Below are 23,236 nucleotides of genomic sequence, written 5' to 3' on the forward strand. Positions count from 1 at the left end.
TCATAACGTCTGTCCGTTATCGACAGTAAACACCTGACCGGTAACGGAATCCTGCGTCAGCTGAAAAAGAACGGCCCCGGCAATATCGTCTGGCGTAGAAATTCTCTGCAGCGGCAATTTTCCGGCAAGCTGGTGCATCCGTTCCTCGTTGCCTGCCCACCATCTGGTATCGACAGCGCCTGGAGCAATGCTGTTCACTCTGATGTAAGGTGCAAGCGCGATGGCCAGTGATTTTGTCATCGTGTGGATGGCTGATTTGGTCGCTGCATACGGGATAGAAGAGCCAATCCCGGTGATTCCGGCAACACTGCCGAGATTTACGATAGCGCCGGATGTTTGCTTTTTCATATAAGGGACTACTGCCTTTACACAATGAAACATCCCTTTCACATTGACATTAAAAAGCGAATCCCATACCTCATCAGTCACATCATCCAGGTTGTCCATCGCAATCTGCGCTGTAATACTGGCGTTGTTTACCAGGCCGTCAATGGTTCCATAAGCCCCGGCAATATAGGCAACCATAGCGTCAACTTCCTTTGCGGACGCCACATCCGCTTTATACGCAAACCTCTTCCGCCCGTACTTTCAATCTCACGCACCACCTCTAGAGCTTCTTTTTCAGACCGGCTGTAATTTACAGCGACAATGGCCCCTCTGGCAGCCAGCATTAATGCCGTTGCTCTTCCCACACCCGTACCGCCGCCGGTAACGAGAATCACTTTATTATTTAACTCCATAGCTGATCATCCCCGCTTCAGATTTCTTCAGGAACATTATACTTTTACGAGAAGGTAAGGTATAATTCGGAAAAGTGAAACGGGTATCATTCTAAATGATATCAGGGAAAGGTGCGGTTATTTTATGGAAAGCCAGGATTTAAGGATTTTTAAAGCTGTTGCGGAGCTGCAGTCTATTTCCAAAGCGGCTGACAGATTAGATTACGTCCAGTCGAACATCAGCCAGCGGATAAAAAATCTGGAGGATGAGCTCGGTGTCCCTTTATTCAGCCGCAATAACCGTGGGGTGACCCTGACAGAGGAGGGAAGCAGATTACTGGACTATACCGATCAAATTTTAGGCTTAATGGAGGAGGCCAGATCGTCAGTCAATCCGGAAAAATGGAAAACTACACTGGCTATAGGTGCGCCGCAGACGCTCTCTGCTGTCCGTATTCCCCGGTTATTGTCTTCCTTTTTACAGGATAACAGGATCGATATCAGGATGAAAACGGATCGTGCGGAGCGGTTACAGGAAATGCTCCAATACGGGGAGGTAGAGGGGATTTTTGTAAATGGTACATTCAATAACGTACTCTTTACGCCGGTATATACTTATGATGAAAGAGTGGTAGTCATTTCCCCAAAACCTGGTGAGCACAGTAATGAGCTTCCCGGGGATCATTTGATCATTAACAGTGATCAGAACTGCGTGTACAGAAGGAAGTTATTGGATGTTTATATGGAAAAAAAGGAATCCAATAGGACGGTTATGGAATTTGACTCCCTTGAAGCTATTCTGCAGGCGGTTAATGACGGACTGGGGATCAGCGTTATTCCGGCAGACGTTGCCTACAGCCGTAAAGAGCTTCAGTCCGTTCTAATGGAGGAGCTTACTGATCCGGTCAGGGTCAGCTTTATAGTAAAGCAGGGCAGAAAACAATCCCGGCCGCTAAAGCAGTTCATCCGTTTTTTAGAGGGAATCTAAACAGGAAAAAAAGCCTTCCGCGTCATGACGGAGGGCTTTTTGGCATATCCTACAATTCATATAAAAGGAACAGAATCAGATGAATTCCACAAATTCATTAACTGGCTTGCGGTAGCCGCGCGGTCTGATTTTGTGCTTGTTGTCCTTGCCGATTGTTATCATCAGGACGGGAACAAGATTGTCCGGCACATTAAGTGTTGCATTAACCGCCTCCGGTACAAATCCGATCATCGGGCATGTATCCCAGCCTCTATCCTTGGCGATCAGCATGAACTGCATAGCGGACAGGGAGGCATTGCGGATCGCTTCATCGCGCTGGAAGGCTTCGTTGCCTTCATAAGCATTGTTGATAGACTGGATGGTGGTGTCATACTCCTCCTGGCTCATTGCGCCAAGCAGCTTCAGACCGCTGTAGATCTCCGGCGCCTGCAGGTAGGCATTTTTGTCCCCGTAGACGAGGATGACCGCTGAAGCGGTATGTACCTTGTACTGATTATAAGCATCCTTGCGGAGCTGCTCCTTGACGGCCGGATCGGTCACCACCTTGTAATGGGCGTGCTGAAGGTTGTTGCTGGAAGGGGCCAGGCGGGCAAGGGAGAACATTTCCTCCAGCTCGGATTTGCTAATCGTAACACCTTCAACAAAATTCATGGCGGATCTGCGGGCTTGAACCAAATCTGAAAAAGTACTCATTGTTATGCCTCCGTTAGCTTATGTATTGGTTAATAAAAATCAATAGCTGATGTTTTATAATAAACTTACATTTAGTTACTTGCTAAAGATAGCATGGCGTGTGTGGATCGTCAATGCTTTTAAGCGTGAATTCATAAATATTTTTATAAAAAGAAGAAAATTCGAGAAAATGACATTATAGAAGTGATTATTATCACAAAATAAGGCTATATGGGTAAAAACTTTGTGACATATTTAACAAGAACGGTGGTATAATAGGCACACTGACTTTGTGAGTTAGATTAGAAAAACGCAGTTATGTCAATGTGAAGGAGAGACTAAAATGTCAGAAACGATTACGCAAACAGTGCCTGAACAGGAGCAAGCGGCAGCCGCAGCAAAGAACCCTAAGGAGGATCTGCTGGAGCAGCTGCTGAAGCCGGAGGTTCAGGAATCGCTGACGCTGCTGGTGCAGGAGCTGCCTAAGCTTACCCAAATGGTCGGAGTATTATCGAAATCCTTTGATTTTGTACAGGCGGTTGCAACGGATGAGGTGCTCAAGAATGATACAGTTGGTGCTATTAAAGAAATCGCCGAGCCGGTAGTAGGGTCGGTTAAAAACATGGCAGCTACTGTTATTGAAGCAAAAGACCGGGCCGAGGCAAGTACGGAAAACATCAGCCTGTTCGGCATGATGAAAATGATCAAGGACCCACAGGTGCAGAAGATGCTCCGTTTCATGAACGCTTATCTTCAAGTCAGCGGCGAACGCAGCACACAGAAATAGCCTGAATACTTAAATAATTACACATGTATGGACGGAGGAAATAGAATGTCAAAACATATCGTTATTCTGGGTGCAGGGTACGGCGGCTTGCTGAGCGCGCTGACTGTGCGTAAATATATGAGCAAAGCAGAAGCAAAAGTTACCGTGGTCAATCAATATCCGACCCATCAGATCATTACGGAGCTTCACCGCCTGGCTGCCGGCAGCATCTCGGAGAAGGCCATTGCCATGCCGCTCGTTAAGCTGTTTGCCGGCAAGGATATTGATCTCAAAATCGCCAAGGTAAAATCGTTCTCTGTGGACAACAAGCAGATCAGCCTGTCAGACGGCTCAACCCTTTCTTATGATGCGCTTGTTGTCGGACTTGGCAGCATAACCGCTTATTTCGGAATTCCGGGTCTGGAGCAGTACAGCATGGTCCTGAAATCGGCAGAGGATGCCAAAAACATTCATGCCCACATTGAAAATAAAATTGCTGAATATGCGAAAAGCAAAAATCCGGCGGATGCAACCATTCTGATCGGCGGCGGCGGCCTTACGGGTGTCGAGCTGGTTGGTGAAATTGCCGATGTACTGCCTAAGCTGACCAGAAAGTACGGGGTTGATCCTAAGGAAATCAAGCTTTTGCTCGTTGAAGCCGGTCCTAAGATTCTGCCGGTACTGCCGGATCACCTGATCGAGCGTGCGACAACCAGCCTTGAAGCACGCGGAGTACAGTTCCTGACAGGCCTTCCTGTAACCAACGTTGAAGGCAACACCATTGACCTCAAGGACGGACAAAAGATCGTTGCCAATACCTTCGTCTGGACCGGAGGCGTGCAGGGTAATCCGCTGGTCGGCGAATCCGGACTTGAGGCAACCGCGGCCGGGCGACCGTCAATGATTATCTGCAGTCCACCTCACACAAGGATGTATTCGTCGCCGGAGACAGCGCCGTTTACTTCGCGGCTGACGGCCGTCCATATCCGCCGACTGCCCAGATCGCATGGCAGATGGGTGAGCTGATTGGTTATAATCTGTATGCAGCTCTGAACAACAAGTCGCTGGAAACCTTCAGCCCGATTAACTCGGGGACACTTGCCAGCCTTGGCCGTAAAGACGGAGTAGCTATTATCGGAGGCAGCTCGACTCCGCTCAAAGGCCTGCCTGCAACCATGATGAAGGAAGCCAGCAACATCCGTTACCTGACTCACATTAAAGGCCTGTTCAGTCTGGCATATTAATTCTTTGCCGTGCTGTAATCCTTAAGGCATCTATACAGCCCCCTCAATCATCCTGCCCCCTCAATCATCCTGAAAAATGCATGCCTGTACATGCGCAGGAGGATAAGAGGGGGTTTGTGTTTTAGTTAGCTTGTTATTGTATTTCCGGGTTATGGAAAATATCCGCTGTACTATTCTGCTCCCTTTGCTATAATAGCCTTGTTTATATCAATCTAATTCCGTATAGGAGGATTTGAGATATGGGGTTCAAAGACAATGATGTGATTATATTTATCGGCGACAGCATTACGGACTGTGGACGGGATTACAATGATGCCGGGTCGCTTGGAAACGGTTACGCGTTGATGGCAGCCGCCCGGCTTGGACTGCAGTATCCGGAGAAGAAGCTGACGGTATATAACCGCGGGATTAACGGCAACCGGGTGACTGACCTGCAGCGCCGCTGGGACAAGGATTGCCTGGAGCTGAAGCCGGATTGGGTATCGGTCTATATCGGAATAAATGATACATGGCGCTGGTATGATTCAGGCTTTGAGACAACGGCGGCGGAATTTGAAGCCGCTTACCGGGATCTGATTGAACGGACCAAGGCGGCGACGGATGCCCGGCTGGTGCTGATTGAGCCGTTCGTCCTTCCCGTGCCGGAGGACCGGAAGGGCTGGCGCACGGATCTGGACCCGAAAATTCATGTAGTGCGATCGCTGGCAAGGGAATACGGTGCAGTGCTTGTCCCGCTGGACGGCTTGTTCGCGGCCGCCTCAGTCAAGGCGGAGCCTGCATTCTGGGCAGGTGATGGCGTTCATCCTTCTCCAGCCGGCCACGCTCTGATCGCCGAGGCCTGGCTGAAAGCGGTTGGAGCAATCCAATAGCCTCATACAGCTTCGAATGACACAAGACTGATCCGTTAGAGGTAATGCTGCGGACCGGTCTTTTTTTGACTGGCAGCCCGGCGTTTACGGTGTTTATTTTATTATGCTGCCTGAGACTGTTATAATGGATGGATACATATGGACTTGGAGCCTGTGAGACGGCTTCTGCACACTTTTCCATTGAGCAATCAATATAATGAAGAATTAGCGTTCGATCATTTGTTTGCGGTGGAATACGGCAATAGAACGTTGACGGCCAAGCCATATCATTAAAGGAAGTGGACTAGATGACAAGCGATAATGCACAGGATTTGCAAGGCCTTCAGGCAGCAGGTAAAGTGGTCGGACATACAATTGCCGAGATGAGGAGGCAGGTAGTGCCCGGAATGACCACAGCTGAGCTTGACGGAATTGGCGCAGCGCTGCTGGAGCGGTTCGGCGCGAAGTCGGCTCCAAAAGTAACCTATGATTTTCCGGGGAGCACCTGTATCAGTATCAACGATGAAGTGGCCCACGGGATACCCGGCCCGCGGGTGATCCAGCCCGGAGACCTGATTAACATTGATGTCTCGGCTGTGCTGAACGGATATTATGCGGATGCCGGAGTTTCTTTTCAGCTTCCGCCCTATAATGAGAAGCTGCTTCACCTGTGCCGCAGTACAGAGGAGACTATGATGAGTGTAATCAACCATCTGCGGGCGGGAATGAAGGTGAACGAGATCGGCCGTGTGATGGAGCTGGAAGCCGGTAAACGCGGCTATAAGGTCATCCGCAACCTATGCAGCCACGGGATCGGCAAAGCGCTGCATGAAAAGCCGTTTGAAATCCTGCCGTTTTATAATCCGCGTGTAACGACGGTGCTGAAAGAGGGCCAGGTCATTACAGTGGAACCTTTCCTGAGTACCGGCGATGATTTTGCGGAACAGCAAAGTGACGGATGGACCCTCAGCGTCAAGGGAGGAAGCCGGGTTGCCCAGTTTGAGCATACGATTATCGTGACCAAAGGCAAGCCGATTATTTTGACGAGCGCGTAAGAACCGTACTCTACAAGCCAGCGTGAAGTTTACAGATATGCATTTGGGGCTGTACCGGTAGTCAGATTAAAGGCTGTCCGGGGCAGCCCCTGCTGTTTTACTGTAAAGCATCATTTATATAAGAACCATAAGCAGCTGGTTGGAAAGGAGTGTTGAGCGTGAAAATGGCTTTTATTCTTTTCGATGGAGTTACGTTTCTGGATTTCGCAGGCTTCTATGATGTGATCTACCGTTTGGGGCAGTTTGAGGCCGGGCAAGGGCTGGAATGGGAAATTTGCGGCATGCGGGAAGAAGTTTCGGATGAATTGGGTTTAACAGTCAAAGTAGGACGGGTGCAGCCTGATTTATCAGCTTATGACCTGATTTTTGTACCGGGTGGTCTTGGAACCAGAAAGCTCAGGAATGATGCTGATTTCATAAAATGGCTTCAGAGCGCAGCGGAGGTTCCCTACAAAATTTCTGTATGCACCGGTTCGCTGCTGTTAGGCGCCGCCGGTTTTCTGGCTGGACGCAGTGCAACCTCACATCCGTCTGCCTATGAATTGCTGGCGCCTCACTGCAGCAATGTTGTGAAAGCCCGGATCGTTCATGACGGTAACATCATAACTGGCGGAGGGGTCTCGACATCCATTGATCTTGGATTATATGTGTTGTCACTGCTGGCCGGTGAGGAGGCTATGCTGACGGTGAAGCAGCAGATTGACTACCCCTACGTTACACAGGGGATCGTACAGAGGCAGTGATAACATTTCGTGAAGGGATGATAGAGATGCGAGATAAGCAGGAGGATACCGTGCCGTTACAGGAGTGGATCCAAAACCGCGAGAGCTGGCCGCTGCTGGAGGAATACTTACAGCTCCGCAGCGGACTGCCCGGACCGCGGGCCAATCTGGAGCTGGCTGCCCGGTTCGCCCGCGAGTATGCAAGATCGGAAATATCAGATACGGCATGGATTCTGTTGACCGGATGGGCGGAAGAGTCCGGCGAATATTTACCTTTCTGTGCGGTCCAGGCTTGTGCAGCCCATTATTCTTTTGCAGACAGCCTTCGGCGCAGCCGGATTAAGAAGATGCTTAAACAGGCCATGAATGATGCGAGATGGCGGGTCCGTGAGTCGGCTGCAATAGGACTGCAGTATGTTGGTGAGTATAATTTCCCGGTGCTGCAGGAGCTGCTGGACAGCTGGCGGCCGGAAGCCACGATGCTGGAACAGCGTGCTTTTTTGGCCGGTCTGGCTCATCCGCCGCTGCTCAAATCCAAGGATCAGGCTAAATACAGCCTAGGTTTGGCTGCTGAAATCACAGGTGGAATCCTGGAAGGCCGGGCAGCAGGCTATGATCCTGAACATTTCCGGGTATTGTCCAAAGGGCTGGAATATAGCCTCAGCCTGTTCGTAGCCGCTGAACCAGAAGCGGGCTTCGCCATGCTGGACAGGCTCGCGGCAAGCGGTGATGATCGCATGATCAGAATCGTGAAGAGTAACCTGTCAAAATCCAGACTGTCCAAAAAGTATCCGGGGCAGGTGGAAGCGCTGCTGGCGGGATTGACTTCTGTTTAAAATGTAACTATTATAGTTGCATCTATAGCTTTTGTCTGAAGGCTTCAAAGGAGAGATACCCATGAACATCAGCACCCGATTTGCGGTCGCTATTCATATTTTGACGTTAATAGACAGCAATAAGGAAGGCAAGAGCACATCCGAATGGATTGCCGGCAGTGTGAACACCAATCCGGTGGTAATCCGGCGGCTTACCGGCATGCTGAACAAGGCCGGACTGGTGGAGGTCCGTCCCGGTGTGGCAGGTGCCAAGCTTACGCGCAGTGCGGCAGACATTACTCTTCTGGACATATACCGGGCTGTAAATGCTGTAGAGGAAGACAGCCTGTTCTCCGTGCACGACCATCCCAATCCGGAGTGTCCTGTCGGCAAGAATATCGCAGGTGCGATTGTACCGGTCTTTTCCATGGCCCAGAAGGCAATGGAGAAGGTGCTGCAGGAGGTTACGCTCGATCAGATTGTGGACCAGATCCCGGCTGTCTGATAGAGGCTTGGAACTATGTTCCGGTCCCCATGCAATTCCTCTAAAAGTAATTGTAGCAAAAATGTGACATTTTCTAAATTTAAGTTGGCTTTCAGCAGGATTTTATCTGATTTTAAGGTTTGGGTAGTATAGTTGAGTTCTCCACCCCCCAGTGGATGCATTATCGTTAGATCCTGTCGTGCCTCGGCAGGGTCTATTTGTTTTTGTAACAGATGAATTATTCTTTTTATCAAACCTTTACCTGCGGTTCATGTTAATTTAAGCTTCGGTTATTATAGTAATCACATGACCCCCTTATAATAGACTTTGACCCTGCCGGACGCCGGCGGGGTCCTTTTTTTGACTGGAAAACGTGAGGGTATACATATTATTCCAAAACCTGTAAACTGGCACAAGGGAAGCGGAAATTGCTGACCGAATATGCCGGAAGAATGGGATAAGGAGAACAGGATACATATGAAAAGTAACACGTTTGTGATGCTGGGTGCGAGTCTGATGCTGAGCCTTTCTTTTATTACAGGATGCCTGATTATCAGCAATGAAAGAACTGAAAGTGCCGAGAGTGAGCGGATGGAAAGGACGACGGCGGACGGCAAAGAGATATTGACACTCCAGGAAACGGCGCAGCTCTTGAATCTGCAGGAAGAACAGGTGACCAACATTATTAAGGCCGAGAATGCCATTCTAAGTAATAATGGCGTGTTTATCGGAAAACGGCTGCCTTACTATAGGATCGATAATGAATTTATGTTCAGCAGGACGGAGCTGTTGGGCTGGGTACGAGCAGTAGCCGCGGAGAACCGGATTTATCAGGGAAACAAAATGATCAGATAGCATTTCATGAAAGTAATTGACAAACTTTTGGGTCGCAACTATACTAAAGTTAGTTAAAGTGTAACGGTAACAGTTACAAGTGCATGGCAATAGTAGCTGAGGTTAACACTAAGCCGTAGAATACCGGATTTAACGGAAGCGGCTATTTCAGGAGGAGTTTACCATGACGGCAACAGCAGTTTTGCATGAGGATACACAGATTGGTCTGGTTCAGATTAGAGTAAGCAATCTTGAGCGGTCGCTCGCTTTTTATCACAATGTAATCGGATTTCAGGTTTTGCGCCAAAGCGGCCGGGAAGCAGAATTGACAGCGGACGGGCAGCAGGTGCTGCTGGTGCTGCGGGAGATTGAACACCCGCAGGTGTTAAGCCGCAAGCAGGCAGGCTTGTACCACTTCGCTATTCTGCTTCCGGACCGTCCTAGTCTTGGACTGGTGCTTCGCAATCTTATCGCTTCCGACATAGAGGTAGGGCAAGGTGACCATCTGGTAAGTGAAGCGCTCTATATTCAGGACCCTGACGATAACGGGATCGAGCTGTACCGGGACCGCCCGCGTGATACGTGGAAGCGTGATGCTGCCGGAGATTACATTATGACAACTGATCCCGTGGATGTGGACGGATTGCTGGCCGCTTCGGAAGGCTTAACGTGGAATGGGCTGCCTGCAGGAACTGTAATCGGGCATGTGCATTTTCATGTAGGCAGCCTTGCGGAAGCGGAGAAATTTTATGTTACTGCGCTTGGATTTGAACCGACCACCCGCTACGGTAATTCGGCACTGTTCATCTCGGCCGGCGGGTATCATCACCATATGGGACTTAATGTATGGGCAGGCCAGGGGGCGCCGGCTACTCCGCAGAGTGCCCCGGGAATTGATTACTTCACCCTGCAGCTGCCTGACAGACAGGAAATTGCGGCTGCAGCGAAGCGGGTGCGCGAGGCCGGATATGATGTGACGGAGACGGCAGAGGGAGCCGTTATAACAGACCCATGGAACATTGGAATTCATTTAATTGTTCAGAACTAACAGGAGGAATTAATATGAAAATTGCAGTTATCGGAGCAGGCGGCAAAGCCGGAAGTGAAATTGTAAAGGAAGCACTCCAAAGAGGACATGAAGTAACAGCCATTGTGCGGAGTGCCGCGAAGGTAACGGATAACAGAGCCGCTGTATTGGAAAAGGATGTTTTTGACCTGTCAGCCGGCGATCTGAAAGGATTCGATGCTGTTGTGAACGCCTTCGGTGCTCCGTTTGGCGAGGAGCATCTGCATGTGGATGCCGGAAATGTTCTGATTAGCGCACTGAAGGATGCTCCGGGAACACGGCTGATCGTTGTGGGCGGGGCAGGCAGCCTGTTTGTTGACGAAGCCAAAACGACCAGAGTTGTAGAGACACCGGGGTTTCCTGACTTTGTTAAGCCAACAGCGCTGAACCAAGGCCGAAATCTGGAGATTCTGCAGGGCACGGAAGGCCTGAAATGGACCTTTGTCAGCCCGTCCGCGAACTTCGCCGTTGGAGCCAGAACAGGCTCCTATGTGAAGGGCAAGGATCATCTGCTGGTTAACTCTAAAGGCGAAAGCTATGTCAGCTATGCTGATTATGCGATAGCCATAGTAGATGAGATAGAACAACCGCAGCATGTCGGGGAACGATTCACCGTTGTATCGGAATCATAATCCGCATACATTGAAGAAATAATTTGATTGCAGGAGGCATAGCCGGGTGATGCGGTTATGCCTTCTTTTGGGATATAATAAGATGAAAAAATCATTGGGATCGGAGCTGATGCAGCTTGGAGACTTTTCTTGCCGTGCTTTTACTGCTGGGACTGATTGCGGTATCCAATGTTGTGAACAGGTTCATTCCGTTTGTGCCGATTCCCCTGATCCAGATCGGGCTTGGTGTCATTGCGGCACTGGTCCCGACGGGGATACATATGCATTTTGAACCAGAGCTTTTCTTTGTGCTGTTTATTGCTCCGCTTTTGTACAATGACGGCAGGCGGACGCGCGCGGTGAGCTGTGGAATTTGCGGGCACCTATTCTGCTGCTGGCGCTTGGCCTTGTCTTTGTGACCGTTGTTGTGGCGGGATACGCGATCAACTGGATGATTCCGTCGATTCCGCTGGCGGCAGCCTTTGCACTGGCGGCCATACTGTCGCCGACCGATGCCGTTGCGGTCAGCTCGCTGGCCGGAAGGGTGCATCTGCCGGGCAGCATCCACCGGATTCTGGAGGGGGAATCGCTGATGAATGACGCCTCCGGTCTGGTCGCCTTCAAATTTGCGATTGCCGCTGCAGTTACCGGCGTGTTCTCACTGCCCAAAGCGGCATTAAGCTTTGTGCTGATTGCAGCAGGCGGGCTGCTGCTGGGAGCGGTGCTGTCTTTTCTGCTGATCCGCCTGAGCGTTTTTTTGCGCCGGTTCGGCATGGAGGACGTTACTATGCATGTGCTGCTGCAGATTCTTACGCCCTTTATCATCTACCTGATCAGCGAGGAGATTGGGGTATCCGGTATCCTTGCTGTTGTCGCCGGCGGTGTCGTCTATGCGATTGAGAAGGACCGGGCGGCTTCACCGCAGTATAAACTCCAGCTTGTGTCGGCCAGTACCTGGTCGGTGCTGCTGTTTGTCCTGAACGGTCTGGTCTTCCTCATCCTAGGGGTGTCAGTGCCGGATGTAATAGAGGTCATTTACCGGGATGAATCGCTTAATAATTTCATGGTGTTCGGTTATGTTTTGGTTATTACTGCACTTTTGATCGTGCTGCGCTTTGTCTGGGTCTATCTCTATTCCCTGATTGAAAGTCTAAGGTTCAAAGAGAAACGGACACCGCTCAAATCCCTGCTGATTACCTCTATTTCCGGGGTCCGGGGAGCCGTTACACTGGCGGGGGCATTTTCGATACCGCTGGCCCTTGGAGACGGAACGCCATTTCCGGAGCGTGATCTCATTATAGCGCTGGCTGCAGGCGTCATTCTGATGTCGCTTGTTATTGCCAGCATCCTGCTTCCGCTGCTGGCAGGCGAAGAAGAAGAAACGGTTCTCCAGGCACCAGGCAGGGGGAATGCCGAACTGGCGGCAAGATCGGTAGTCATTGATGCCGGAATGAGCATGCTGCGCAGTCTGGTCACCGAGACAGGTGAGCGTGCGAACCAGCCTGCCCTGCTGGAGTTCACTGACAAGATTGACCGCATTTGTGCGCTCAGGGCAGACAACGATCCGGCTGCCGAGAAAATGCGCCGCCAAAGCGTAGAAGCCCGGCTCAGCGGACTTGAGGCGGAGAGGACCGAGCTGCGGCGGATGACTGAGAACGGGACCATTCCGGCACCTGTCGCGGTGAAGATGGAGGAAATGCTGGACCATACGGAGTCCATTTTGTGCCAGCGTTTTGATACGCATGTGAAGTTTTCACTTGCCGAGCTCCAGCGGCTGTTCTCCGGCTTGTTTACCGGACGGCTGGGCGGTGAGGACCGGCGGCAGGCCATCCAGAATGCCGAAGAAGCCCGCAAAGCCAAGATCGCCATGTGCCAGGCGGCAGTCAATGCTGTCAGCAGCGGCATCAACGCAGAGAACCGTGAAGCGGCGCAGCGGGTTATTAATAAGTATGAGCAAATTGAATCACGCCTGGAACAGGGCGAAGGCTGGAGCAAAGACGGGGTAATTGACGATCAGAAGCTGGAGCTGAAGCTGAAGGCAATCCAGGAGCAGCGTGACACGGTGCAGCAGATGTACCAGACGGGGGCGATCAATCTCAAGATTGCCGGCAGGCTGCGGCGGTTCGTAGATCAATTAGAGACATCAATCTGGGAGGATTAACTGTGGGGGAAAGAGCAATCGCTGCGGGTGGTCTGGCTTTTGAGGAGATCACTGAAGAGCATCTGGCCGGTGTGCTGGATATTTATAATTATTATGTGCTGAATACGACCATTTCGTTTCATACGGAGCCTCAGACGCTGGAGGAAATGAGACAGTCGGTGTTAAGCGGTGATCCGCGCTATAAATCATATGCCATCCTCCAGGATGGCAGCTTGGCGGGTTATGTGCTGATTGCCAGACATAAGAACAAGCAGGCCTATGATACATCCGGTGAGATTAGCATCTATCTGCAGCCGGGGAGCGGCGGACAGGGCATAGGCGGTCAAGCGCTAAGGTTTATTGAGCAAAAAGCGGCTGAACTCCGGTTCCACGTGCTTGTCGCCACCGTCTGCGCAGATAATGAGCCCAGCCGCCGCTTGTTTACAAGACACGGCTATGAGCAGAGTGCCCTGTTCAGAGAAATCGGCCATAAATTTGGCAGATGGCTGGATATCGCCAGCTATCAGAAGATTATAGGGCAGGCTTCGATCTGACCGGAAGCAGTTGCAGCCGTTTAGAAAGCAAATCCGAATAAAGTCCGCCTGCAGCCGGGGAGTATTCCCTGCCTGCAGGCGGACTTATTTGCGTGTCTCTATACCCTTCTCCGGCGGAACATCTGACCCAGCACCTCGCTGAGCACCAGACCGGTAGCGATCGCGCCAGAGAGCAGCAGAGCCTGTACACCGTATTGAATCGCCTGATTATTGTCGTTCTCTACAAACTTGCGCATGGCATCATAAGCCAGTCCGCCGGGGACGAGCGGAATGATACCGCCCACGCTGAAGATGATGACCGGCATTTTGTAGGTGCGGGCAAAAAACTGGCTGATTACCCCGACAACGACGGTAGCCAGGAAGGTGGCGACCACCGTATCGAGCTGCTTGTCCAGCTCCAGATACAGCACCCAGCCAATCATTCCGGCGAACCCGCACTGTAGCAGCGCCCGTGCCGGTGCATTGAACAGGATGCAGAAGGCTGCAGCTGCGAAAAAGCTGGTAACGAATTGCAGAATCATGAACGATAGACCTCTTTCACCCCGTATATTTTAGAAAAGCGACAGCACAAGCCCGATGCCGGTTCCGATGGCGAACGCGGTCAGGAAGGCGTCAGCCCCCTTGGACAGGCCGGAAACCAGATGGCCTGCCATCAGATCGCGGACTGCGTTCGTAATAAGCAGCCCGGGAACAAGCGGCATTACCGAGCCGATTATAATCTTGTCCATTTCCTGGCCGATTCCGGCTCTGACCGAAAGGAAAGCCAGCAGGCCGATCAGAAAGGAGGCGGAGAACTCGGCGAAGAACCGGATCTGCACAAGCCGGTGCAGCCAGGTTGCTGCAGCAAAGCCCAGTGCGGAAACCAGCAGGGCCGGGAGCGCGTCCCAGAGGCTGCCCTTGAACATGACAGTGAAGCAGGAGCCGGTCACGGCAGCAGCTGCGATCTGCATCCAGGCCGGATAGGCATGGGCGGCGTCATCCACGGCCCCCAGGCGTTCGCGGGCTTCGGCTGCTGTCAGCTGGCGCTCACTCAGCCGGCGGGAAATATCGTTGACCTCCGATACTTTCTTCAGATCGGTAGTCCGTTCCGCAATCCGGAACAGCTTCACCGGCTCTGTCCTGCTTGTAGTGAACATGATAACTGTCGGGGTCACATAGCTGTGGGCTCCCGGAAATCCCAGGGCTGCAGCCATCCTGGACATGGTATCTTCCACACGGTAGGTTTCCGCCCCGCTTTGCAGCATGATTTTACCGGCCAGCAGGCACAGGTCGACGATGTCATGTGCGGAAGTGTTGCTGATATTGCTAGTGCTGTCCAACTTCGTTAGATCCTCCCCTGGAATGTTATATATCCGATTGTCGCCGCAATTCCGAAAAAGATCAACCCTTAATCATCTCCATTAGGAAAAAGAAAAAATTTAACGGAACAATTTTGATTAATTATGCTGGAGTGACCGCTCATTCATTTATCCAGAGTCCATAACCCTGTTGCTACGCCGCCGGCTATAATGGTGAGAAGGGAGTGGAAAAAGGTTTCCTTGGAAATCAGAAGCCCGCCCGCCCCGATAATTACTATATCGCTCAGAAAAATAAGCACCCCGACATTAAGCGGGATATACCGTCTCATAAACTTGGCCAGCAGATCTGTCCCGCCTGTACTGGCTTTATAACGCAGCATCAGCCCCAGACCGCTGCCCATAAGAAAGCCGCCGATGATTGCGCTGGAGATGGAGCCGATCTCGATATAATACAGAAAGTAATACTGAAGCGGTGCGAGCAGCTCAATCAAAAAGGATGAAACCAGGAGGCCGGCTATGCTGTTGTAAAAAATATCCCTCTCTTTAAGCCAGGCGAGCAGAAAAATGGGGAGGCTGCAGCAGATAACAGCCAGTCCGATCTTGATGCCGCTTATGTAATTGATAATCAAGGCTATGCCGATTACTCCGCCATCCAGTATTTTGTAGGGGACCAGAAAAAAGTTGGTACCGGCTGCAATAAGCAGGCTCCCCAGCATGATAACCGCAAATCGTAATAATGGGCGCATATTCAACATCTCCACAAATAAGGCATGTCTTAATGAATATGCAGGTAAATGGAAAAAAATAGCCGGAATACAAAAAATCCTGCTTGCGCAGGATTATCAAGTGACAGGTTTCATATTCAGACGAGCGCATGCTCCCTTGGTTTAAGCTTAAGCGGCGGGGGTACCAGCCAGCCTTTCTTTTTATGCAGATGGAGCAGTGCAAGCCCTAGTGCGGTCATTTGCGAATGGAACTTCATGTACATGGCTCCGAGATCCTCGCGGATTGACATACCCGCGGCCTGGCTGCAAACAACCAGTCCGGCTGCAGCAGAGGATGACATCGCAGCGGCAATTTCCGGATCAGTAAATCTGGCTCCGGCCGGAATGTCTTCGAGCCTTGCCGATGGACGGTCAGGCAGCTGCGGAGGCGCCATGAAGCCGTTCACCTTCAGCAGCTTGTCACATGCTTTGATTTCCCGGTGCACCTGATCGATGAAGTCATCAATAATTTCTTTCAGCTCTTTGTCTCCGGCGTAGTAATGGAAGGTCTGAAAAGCGGATAATGCCATTTTGGCTGACGCGGAAAATTGCCACAGGCCATAGATTTCCCCGTAATGAAGCGGCTCGTCCTGCGGGCTGCCGCTGAGCACTCCTGACATATGCACATCTCCTTATATTATATAATTAGGAACGTGGCTTTAGGTTGTCCGGCATAGCCTGTTTTATACAAAACCATAATAAACGAACAAATAAAACTTGCAGCCAACCATAAAAACAACTATATTAATAGTAATTATTACGGATAATCTGAATTTTTAATAAAGCAGGTGAACAGCGGATGGATTATACATACAAAGTGCTGCAGAGCGATCTGGATCTTCTGGCAGCCGCCTTATCAGAGATACCGGTTGCAGTAGCTGTTAAGGAATATGAGGATGATATTCTGGAGGATGGTGACCGGATCAGGGAATACACGCCGAACTCTGTGAGAATAGGCGGTTTATCTTACTGCCGTAAGCTGTATGAATTCCGTGCTTATCCGGCTGACATACGACAATCATAAGCTCCGCAGCTTTTATATACCCCCATTACTTGTGTCTGCATATACTCAGATGCCTGGTATGGGGGTATTATGCTGCTAACGTGAATACCGCTTGCGGTAGCGCAGCGGAGAGATACCGACCTTGCGGGTAAAGCGCCGAGAGAAGTAGGCGGTGCTCTCAAACCCGGTCCGTTCAGCGATACCGGCAACAGAAATTTCGGTCTTCAGCAGGAGCAGCTTGGCCTGCTCCAGCCGGTAGTCGGTCAAATATTCCATCGGCGTCAGGCTATATACGCGCTTCATACAGCGGGCCAGATAATTGTAATGAAAATGCAGCTCCTCTGCCAGGACATTGTTAGTCAGCGGTTCGGCATAATGATTGCGGATATAAGCCTCCGTCTGCTCTGCGATCTCCACGGCATGGCTGCCGGCGGTATCCTGCTGCGTCAGATCCAGCATCCGCAGCATTTCTTCGAATATCCGCTGCTGCTGCCATACTGCGCTTGAACGTCTGGCCCGGTTCAGCTGGATCAGCAGCTCAGCCTGTCCGCTCCGCTCAAACGGGTCCGGCAATGCGCCAAACTGCGGCACCCGGATCGTGTAAGGATGAGTAAGGAACTGGCTGAAATGGGCGTCGCGGTCAGCATAGACCGGCTCGCCTTCCGCTTCGGCCCATTCTCCGACGGTATGAAAGTGAACCCAGAAAAACGAAGTCTTCTCCTCGCAGGGTTTGGCCGAATAGTGATAACGGTCCGGCAGCAGCAGCAGGCTATGGCCAGCGGGCACAGCCCATTGTTTATGCTCTTCCCCGATATACAGACACCCTTCCTCGACAAAAATCAGGTCGAATTTGCCCATTGCCCTGCGGTTTGGATGCTGGTCACCACGCTGATAGACAGTCCGGTCACATTCCAGAAAATAAGGGAAGGGCGGCGCGCCATGTGGATATATGAAGGTATGGTTGTCATCGGACTGCCCCTTTTATTAGTGTGAAATAGTACAAAAACAGGGTTGCTTCTGATCCTGTTTTTGTTTTATTTTACCGTCTATAATGGCAATTAGCGAGGAGAAATATTTAGCGGAGGGAAGAATAAAATGAACAAAATAACTCAGACAAAGAATACGCTGAAGGGCAAAACCTCAATCAAAGACGAATTCTGGGGTCGCTATATCAGGCTGGTTCAGGATGTTGTTATCCCGTATCAATATGAAGCGCTGCATGACCGTGTGCCGGAAGCGGAGCCGAGCCATGCCATTGCCAATTTTGAAATCGCTGCCGGCAGGCGCACCGGTGAATTTAAGGGCTGGGTATTCCAGGACAGTGACGTGGCCAAATGGCTGGAGGCCGTTGGTTATTCCCTGAGTATTAAACGTGATCCGGAGCTGGAGCGACGTGCGGATGAGGTGATCGAGCTGGTCGGTGCAGCACAGCAGCCGGACGGTTATCTGGATACTTATTTTATCATTAAAGAACCCGGCAAACGCTGGACCAACCTGCAGGACTGCCATGAGCTGTATTGTGCAGGCCATTTTATCGAAGCAGCAGTTGCTTATTACGAAGCCACAGGCAAAGACAGGCTCCTGAACATTGTCCGGAAGCTGGTTGATCACATCGCTTCCGTATTTGGACCTGAAGAGGGCAAGCTTAAAGGATATGACGGACATCAGGAAATCGAGCTGGCCCTGGTGAAGCTATACAAGCTTACCGGTGAGCAGAAATATCTCGAGCTCAGCAGCTTTTTCATTGACCAGCGCGGGCAGGAGCCTAACTTCCTGCGCAAGGAGTGGGAGGACCGGGGGCAGGTTACCCACTGGAGCGGTAAAACGGACAAGACTGATCTGGCCTATCTCCAGGCGCATCTTCCGGTCCGCGAGCAGAGTGTGGCCGTAGGCCATTCGGTCCGGGCAGTCTATATGTATACTGCTATGGCAGATTTAGCAGCGCTCACCAGTGACGCCGGGCTGCGCGAGGCCTGTGAACGGCTGTGGCAGAACATGACGCAGAAGCAGATGTATATTACCGGCGGGATCGGCTCTACCCATCACGGGGAAGCGTTCACCTTTGACTACGATCTGCCTAACGACACGGTTTACGCTGAGACCTGCGCTTCCATCGGCCTGATCTTTTTTGCAAAGCGGATGCTGGAGCTTGAACCCGATGCCAAATATGCGGATGTAATGGAACGTGCGCTGTATAACAATGTGCTTGGTTCCATGGCCCAGGACGGCAAGCATTACTTCTACGTCAATCCGCTGGAAGTATGGCCGCAGGCCTGCAGCTGCAATCCCGGCAAGCATCATGTCAAAGCAGAGCGCCAGGGCTGGTTCGGCTGTGCCTGCTGCCCGCCGAATGTGGCGCGTCTGCTGACCTCATTGAACCAGTATATCTATACTGTGCACGGAGATACCTTGTATACGAACCTTTATATCGGCAGTGAATCCGTCTTTACACTTGGCGGACAGGAGGTTTCTGTGAGCCAGCAGAGCAATTATCCGTGGGAGGGTAAAGTGCAATTAAAGGTGGAGCCGGCTGCGGCTGCAGAGTTCGGTATTGCGGTGAGGATTCCTTCCTGGAGTAAAGGCTTTGAGCTGACAGTGAACGGTGAAGCGGTAGATTCCGCTACTGAGCAGGAGCAAGGGTATGCTGTCATCCGCCGAGTATGGAACGCCGGGGATGTCATCGAGCTGAACCTTCCGATGCAGGCAAGCCGAATCTATGCCCATCCGAAGCTGCGTGCGGATGCCGGACAGACAGCTATACAGCGGGGACCGCTCGTCTATTGTCTGGAGGAAGCGGACAACGGCGGGACGCTCAGCTCCCTGTCATTGAATGGATCCGGAGTGTTATCGGAGAGCTTCGATGCTTCGCTGCTGGGCGGAGCCGTCATTGTGAAGACTGACGGCTTCCGTGTAGACGAGGCGAGCTGGAACGGTGAATTATACGGCAGTATTAAGGCCGAGACCAAGCCTGTCGAAATTACGGCTATTCCATATTACCTGTGGGGCAACCGCGGCAGCGGCGAGATGAAGGTATGGATCCGGGGTTAATGCCCGAAATGCAGATGATAAGCTCAGCCTGCTGGGCAACGGCTATCCAAGAAGCAGATTAGGCAGCTAATCATTACTTTGGGCAGCGGGCGGACGGAAGGGCACTGCTGTAGCTTCATGTGTTAAACAGCAACTTTATGCACAGCGTAGGCGTCTCATAAGTATCCGGTTAAAGGAGGATACTTATGAGACGTTTTTATATAATGCTGCCTGTACTTGCAGCACTGCTGCTGGCAGGCTGCGGAAACAACGGGCAGCTGGACGGTGCAGAGGGACAGGGCGGAGAGGCAGCACTGCTGCAGGAAGGAACTCCGGAGGCGGATTCAGCGGAATATAAACGGGAGATTGCCTTTGACATTGATGCCATCTCTGATCCGATTGTAAACGACGAGATTAAGGCGAGCCTGAAAGCCGCACTTGAGGGGATCGTTAATGAGGATCTTGAGCAGTTCAACAGTGCCTTTACAACGCCAGATCTGGCCAAGGCGAATGAGTACGGCTTCAAGACCGGAGGGGGAATTACCTTCACTGGAGTGGATTATATCTCTAACCAGCCGGAAGGCAGAGTAGTGATGAATGTGAATTACAACTGGATTACCGCAGACGGTGAAGAGAGGGCAGACAGCCCGAACTACTGGTTTATGCAGAGCAAGGAAGGCAAGTGGGGGTTGGTCACTATTGACTGATCCTTCTAACCAGACTGTGAAGCGGCTCTCAGCTATCATTACTAAGGTGTTTAACTGTACTTTGTGCAACTAAAACACCTGTTTTTTGCGGAAATGGAGTATAGCTGCACTTTGTACACTTAAAAGCACTGAAAATCTCTGAATTAGGCTATCCTGCCTGTTTTAGTTGCACGGAATACACTTAAAGCGCACAAAGGCAACTATTTACCGGATTTAGTTGCATAAACTGCAGTTAAACCGGTTTACTCGTTACTCCCGGCAACATAAAACTCCCAGCAATTCTGAACCCGGCAGCCTTACACACAAAGAACCCGGTTACGCCGCAGCAGCGGATAACCGGGTTCTTTTACATCCAAAAGCTTACGTCCGCCTAAGCGGCCTCAGCAGCTAATTAGCCGAGCTCAACAACGACCTGGTGCACAGCGCCGTCGCCAACCGGTGTAATGATGTTGCCATCAACAGCAGCGCCGTCGAGAGTCAGGCTGGCAACGCCCTTGCACACATGGTTCGGGTTCTTGATCGTGATGACATAAGTGTCGCCGCGGAAGACGCGGGTAATTTCGAAGCCGTCCCACTCGGAAGGGATACAAGGATCAACCTTCAGACCGGCAAAATCAGCCTGGATACCAAGGATCGACTGGGTAATCGCTACATAGTTCCATGCAGCTGTACCTGTCAGCCAGGAGTTCTTCGCTTCACCGTGGCGTACAGCGTCTTTACCGGCGATCATCTGGGAGTACACGTAAGGCTCCATGCGGTGTACTTCACTGATGTCCTCCAGGTAGGCCGGAGCGATTTTTTTGTAGATTTCGAACGCTCTGTCCCCGTGTCCAAGCACAGTTTCAGCGATCATGATCCACGGGTTATTGTGGCAGAAGATACCGGCATTTTCTTTGTAGCCCGGAGGATACGTGGAAATTTCGCCAAGGTTCAGGTAGTACTTGGAGTAAGCAGGCTGCTGCAATACGATACCGTATTCAGTATCCAGGTGCTCCTCTACAGAAGTCAGAGCCTTAGCTGCCTGGCCGCCTTCTACACCGATACCTGCCATAACGCAGATACCCTGCGGCTCGATGAAGATTTTGCCTTCTTCATTTTCGTTGCTGCCGATCTTATCGCCGTAGTGGTCGTAAGCACGCAGGAACCAGTCTCCGTCGAAGCCGTGGGTCAGCGTGATTTCACGCATGTTGTCGATCTTCGCTACAGCGTCTGCAGCGAGCTCGTCAAGTCCGCGCAGGCGGCAGATTTCTGCATAGTCCGGTCCAACGAAGACGAATAGTCCGGCGATGAACACGGATTCTGCTGTGCCGCCAGCGATATTCTCGGTTGTCTGGAACGATTCGCCCGGAACAGTGGAGAAGCAGTTAAGGTTGAGGCAGTCATTCCAGTCCGCGCGGCCGATCAGCGGCAGGCCATGAGGTCCGAGGTTGTTGGTAACATGCTCAAAGGACAGCTTCAGGTGCTCAAAGAGGGTAGCAGTATGGTCCGGATTGCTGTCAAAAGGAACCTGCTCATCAAGAATCGAATAGTCACCGGTTTCCTTAATGTAAGCAGCTGTTCCCGAGATCAGCCAGAGCGGATCATCGTTGAAGCCGGAGCCGACTTCGTTGTTGCCTTTTTTGGTAAGCGGCTGATACTGATGATACGCGCTGCCGTCAGGGAATTGGGTAGCAGCGATGTCGAGAATACGTTCTCTGGCACGCTCAGGAATCTGGTGAACGAAGCCGAGCAAGTCCTGGTTGGAATCGCGGAATCCCATACCACGGCCGATACCGGATTCGAAGTAGGAAGCGGAACGGGACATGTTGAACGTAACCATACACTGATAAGGATTCCAGATGTTAACCATCCGGTTCAGCTTGTCGTCACCGCTCTGGATCTGGTATTTGGACAGCAGGTTATCCCAGTGTGCAGCCAGTACAGCAAGTGCAGCGTCAACCTGCTCGTCTGTTGCGAACTGATCGATAACAGCCTGTGCCGGTTTTTTGTTGATAACATTCAGTGCTTCCCATTTCTCATCTTCAGGGTTCTCGATATAGCCGAGTACGAAGATAAGGGACTGCTGTTCGCCCGGTTCAAGCGTAATATCCAAAGCGTGGGAGCCGATTGGCGACCAGCCGGAAGCTACGGAGTTGCTTGCCTGTCCGGAAGCGACTACCGCAGGGTTGTCCAGGCCGTTGAACATGCCAAGGAAGGATTCACGGTCAGTGTCGAAGCCGGCCAGCGGTTTATTAACAGAGTAGAACGCGTAGTGGTTTCTGCGCTCACGGTATTCGGTTTTGTGATAGATAACGGAATCCTTGACTTCAACCTCGCCAATGCTCAGATTGCGCTGGAAGTTGGTCATATCATCATGGGCATTCCACAGACAGAACTCGGCAAAGGAGAACAGCTTAACTGTTTTCTTCACATCGCCAGTGTTCTTAACGATGAGGCGGTGTACTTCGGCATTGTGGCCCATCGGTACAAAAGCAAGCTGGTTAACGGAAATACCGTTACGCTCACCAGTGATGGAAGTGTAGCCAAGACCGTGGCGGCACTCGTAGAAATCAAGATCGCGCTTAACCGGCATCCAGCCCGGAGTCCAGAAATCACCATCGTCATGCAGGTAGTAATAACGGCCGCCGTTGTCCAGCGGAATATTGTTATACCGGTAACGGGTAAGTCTTCTCATACGGGCATCGCGGTAGAAGGTGTAACCGCCTGCAGTATTGGAAATAAGACCGAAAAATTGCTCGTTACGAGGTAGTTGATCCATGGATAAGGTGTTTTAGGGGTGTTGATTACATACTCTTTGCGAGTGTCGTCAAAAGTTCCGAATTTCATTTAGGAGAGTCTCCTTTCGATTGTGAACGCGCGTTTACGGGAGTCAGAAAAAATTCCCTCGGGGCAAAGGGAGTTTCTCTTGATAAATCAGAT

20 protein-coding genes and 4 pseudogenes are annotated in these 23,236 nt (G+C 51.3%); 16 read left to right on the plus strand and 8 right to left on the minus strand.

Going from position 1 to position 23,236, the window contains the following annotated elements; translation table 11 throughout:
- A pseudogene (locus AWJ19_RS10410) lies at positions 1 to 740 on the minus strand (SDR family oxidoreductase).
- A 124-nt stretch (positions 741 to 864) separates the two neighbouring features.
- On the opposite strand from AWJ19_RS10410, the gene AWJ19_RS10415 reads away from it, so the two are divergent.
- Positions 865 to 1,707: a LysR family transcriptional regulator gene (locus AWJ19_RS10415; RefSeq protein WP_068723491.1), complete on the plus strand. Its 843-nt coding sequence runs from the start codon at positions 865 to 867 to the stop codon at positions 1,705 to 1,707.
- 75 nt (positions 1,708 to 1,782) lie between these two features.
- Here the strand turns inward: AWJ19_RS10415 and AWJ19_RS10420 are convergent, their stop codons facing one another.
- On the minus strand, positions 1,783 to 2,400 hold the full coding sequence (locus tag AWJ19_RS10420) for a nitroreductase family protein (protein WP_068723493.1): 618 nt from the start codon (positions 2,398 to 2,400) through the stop codon (positions 1,783 to 1,785).
- A 322-nt stretch (positions 2,401 to 2,722) separates the two neighbouring features.
- Between AWJ19_RS10420 and AWJ19_RS10425 the strand changes: the two genes are divergently transcribed.
- The 12 genes and pseudogenes from AWJ19_RS10425 (at position 2,723) to AWJ19_RS10480 (ending at position 13,518) form a co-directional block, all read left to right on the plus strand.
- Complete coding sequence (locus tag AWJ19_RS10425; RefSeq protein WP_068723495.1) at positions 2,723 to 3,166, plus strand: DUF1641 domain-containing protein; 444 nt, start codon at positions 2,723 to 2,725, stop codon at positions 3,164 to 3,166.
- A 45-nt stretch (positions 3,167 to 3,211) separates the two neighbouring features.
- Positions 3,212 to 4,389: pseudogene (locus AWJ19_RS10430) on the plus strand (NAD(P)/FAD-dependent oxidoreductase).
- A gap of 239 nt (positions 4,390 to 4,628) precedes the next feature.
- Positions 4,629 to 5,258, plus strand: a complete 630-nt coding sequence (locus AWJ19_RS10435) for an SGNH/GDSL hydrolase family protein (protein WP_068723496.1) — start codon at positions 4,629 to 4,631, stop codon at positions 5,256 to 5,258.
- A 287-nt stretch (positions 5,259 to 5,545) separates the two neighbouring features.
- Entirely contained in the window at positions 5,546 to 6,292 is a 747-nt protein-coding gene (gene map / locus AWJ19_RS10440) for a type I methionyl aminopeptidase (RefSeq protein ID WP_068723498.1), read from the plus strand.
- A 158-nt stretch (positions 6,293 to 6,450) separates the two neighbouring features.
- Positions 6,451 to 7,035: a DJ-1/PfpI family protein gene (locus tag AWJ19_RS10445; RefSeq protein ID WP_068723500.1), complete on the plus strand. Its 585-nt coding sequence runs from the start codon at positions 6,451 to 6,453 to the stop codon at positions 7,033 to 7,035.
- 26 nt (positions 7,036 to 7,061) lie between these two features.
- Positions 7,062 to 7,850, plus strand: coding sequence for a hypothetical protein (locus tag AWJ19_RS10450; RefSeq protein ID WP_068723502.1), 789 nt, complete (start codon positions 7,062 to 7,064; stop codon positions 7,848 to 7,850).
- A gap of 61 nt (positions 7,851 to 7,911) precedes the next feature.
- Positions 7,912 to 8,334, plus strand: coding sequence for an Rrf2 family transcriptional regulator (locus tag AWJ19_RS10455; protein WP_068723503.1), 423 nt, complete (start codon positions 7,912 to 7,914; stop codon positions 8,332 to 8,334).
- A gap of 456 nt (positions 8,335 to 8,790) precedes the next feature.
- Positions 8,791 to 9,168, plus strand: coding sequence for a hypothetical protein (locus AWJ19_RS10460; RefSeq protein ID WP_068723505.1), 378 nt, complete (start codon positions 8,791 to 8,793; stop codon positions 9,166 to 9,168).
- A 163-nt stretch (positions 9,169 to 9,331) separates the two neighbouring features.
- A complete protein-coding gene (locus AWJ19_RS10465) occupies positions 9,332 to 10,195 on the plus strand; it encodes a VOC family protein (RefSeq protein WP_068723507.1) in 864 nt (287 codons plus the stop codon).
- Positions 10,196 to 10,209: 14 nt separating this feature from the next.
- Positions 10,210 to 10,845 (plus strand): NAD(P)-dependent oxidoreductase, encoded by a 636-nt coding sequence (locus tag AWJ19_RS10470; RefSeq protein ID WP_068723508.1) that lies wholly within the window; start codon positions 10,210 to 10,212, stop codon positions 10,843 to 10,845.
- Between the two features lie 116 nt (positions 10,846 to 10,961).
- Positions 10,962 to 12,985: pseudogene (locus tag AWJ19_RS10475) on the plus strand (Na+/H+ antiporter).
- Between the two features lie 2 nt (positions 12,986 to 12,987).
- On the plus strand, positions 12,988 to 13,518 hold the full coding sequence (locus AWJ19_RS10480) for a GNAT family N-acetyltransferase (RefSeq protein WP_068723510.1): 531 nt from the start codon (positions 12,988 to 12,990) through the stop codon (positions 13,516 to 13,518).
- A 98-nt stretch (positions 13,519 to 13,616) separates the two neighbouring features.
- Here the strand turns inward: AWJ19_RS10480 and AWJ19_RS10485 are convergent, their stop codons facing one another.
- The 4 genes from AWJ19_RS10485 to AWJ19_RS10500 form a co-directional block, all read right to left on the minus strand.
- Positions 13,617 to 14,039 (minus strand): threonine/serine exporter family protein, encoded by a 423-nt coding sequence (locus AWJ19_RS10485; RefSeq protein WP_068723512.1) that lies wholly within the window; start codon positions 14,037 to 14,039, stop codon positions 13,617 to 13,619.
- Between the two features lie 30 nt (positions 14,040 to 14,069).
- Positions 14,070 to 14,837: a threonine/serine exporter family protein gene (locus tag AWJ19_RS10490; protein ID WP_082707817.1), complete on the minus strand. Its 768-nt coding sequence runs from the start codon at positions 14,835 to 14,837 to the stop codon at positions 14,070 to 14,072.
- Between the two features lie 143 nt (positions 14,838 to 14,980).
- Positions 14,981 to 15,562, minus strand: a complete 582-nt coding sequence (locus AWJ19_RS10495; protein WP_198536535.1) for a YitT family protein — start codon at positions 15,560 to 15,562, stop codon at positions 14,981 to 14,983.
- A gap of 116 nt (positions 15,563 to 15,678) precedes the next feature.
- A complete protein-coding gene (locus AWJ19_RS10500) occupies positions 15,679 to 16,200 on the minus strand; it encodes a DUF3231 family protein (RefSeq protein ID WP_068723514.1) in 522 nt (173 codons plus the stop codon).
- A 179-nt stretch (positions 16,201 to 16,379) separates the two neighbouring features.
- On the opposite strand from AWJ19_RS10500, the gene AWJ19_RS10505 reads away from it, so the two are divergent.
- On the plus strand, positions 16,380 to 16,604 hold the full coding sequence (locus tag AWJ19_RS10505) for a hypothetical protein (RefSeq protein ID WP_068723516.1): 225 nt from the start codon (positions 16,380 to 16,382) through the stop codon (positions 16,602 to 16,604).
- A 75-nt stretch (positions 16,605 to 16,679) separates the two neighbouring features.
- Here the strand turns inward: AWJ19_RS10505 and AWJ19_RS10510 are convergent, their stop codons facing one another.
- On the minus strand, positions 16,680 to 17,441 hold the full coding sequence (locus tag AWJ19_RS10510) for an AraC family transcriptional regulator (RefSeq protein WP_128083564.1): 762 nt from the start codon (positions 17,439 to 17,441) through the stop codon (positions 16,680 to 16,682).
- Positions 17,442 to 17,678: 237 nt separating this feature from the next.
- Here AWJ19_RS10510 and AWJ19_RS10515 point away from each other — a divergent pair, with 237 nt between their 5' ends.
- Both AWJ19_RS10515 and AWJ19_RS10520 read left to right on the plus strand, forming a co-directional pair.
- Complete coding sequence (locus tag AWJ19_RS10515; protein ID WP_082707818.1) at positions 17,679 to 19,631, plus strand: beta-L-arabinofuranosidase domain-containing protein; 1,953 nt, start codon at positions 17,679 to 17,681, stop codon at positions 19,629 to 19,631.
- A gap of 185 nt (positions 19,632 to 19,816) precedes the next feature.
- A complete protein-coding gene (locus AWJ19_RS10520; RefSeq protein ID WP_068723519.1) occupies positions 19,817 to 20,317 on the plus strand; it encodes a hypothetical protein in 501 nt (166 codons plus the stop codon).
- A gap of 391 nt (positions 20,318 to 20,708) precedes the next feature.
- Here the strand turns inward: AWJ19_RS10520 and AWJ19_RS10525 are convergent.
- Positions 20,709 to 23,143 (minus strand): annotated as a pseudogene (locus AWJ19_RS10525) (glycosyl transferase).
- Positions 23,144 to 23,236 lie beyond the last annotated feature (93 nt).

It is taken from the genome of Paenibacillus sp. DMB5 (assembly GCF_001517085.1).
Lineage (GTDB): Bacteria > Bacillota > Bacilli > Paenibacillales > Paenibacillaceae > Paenibacillus_AQ.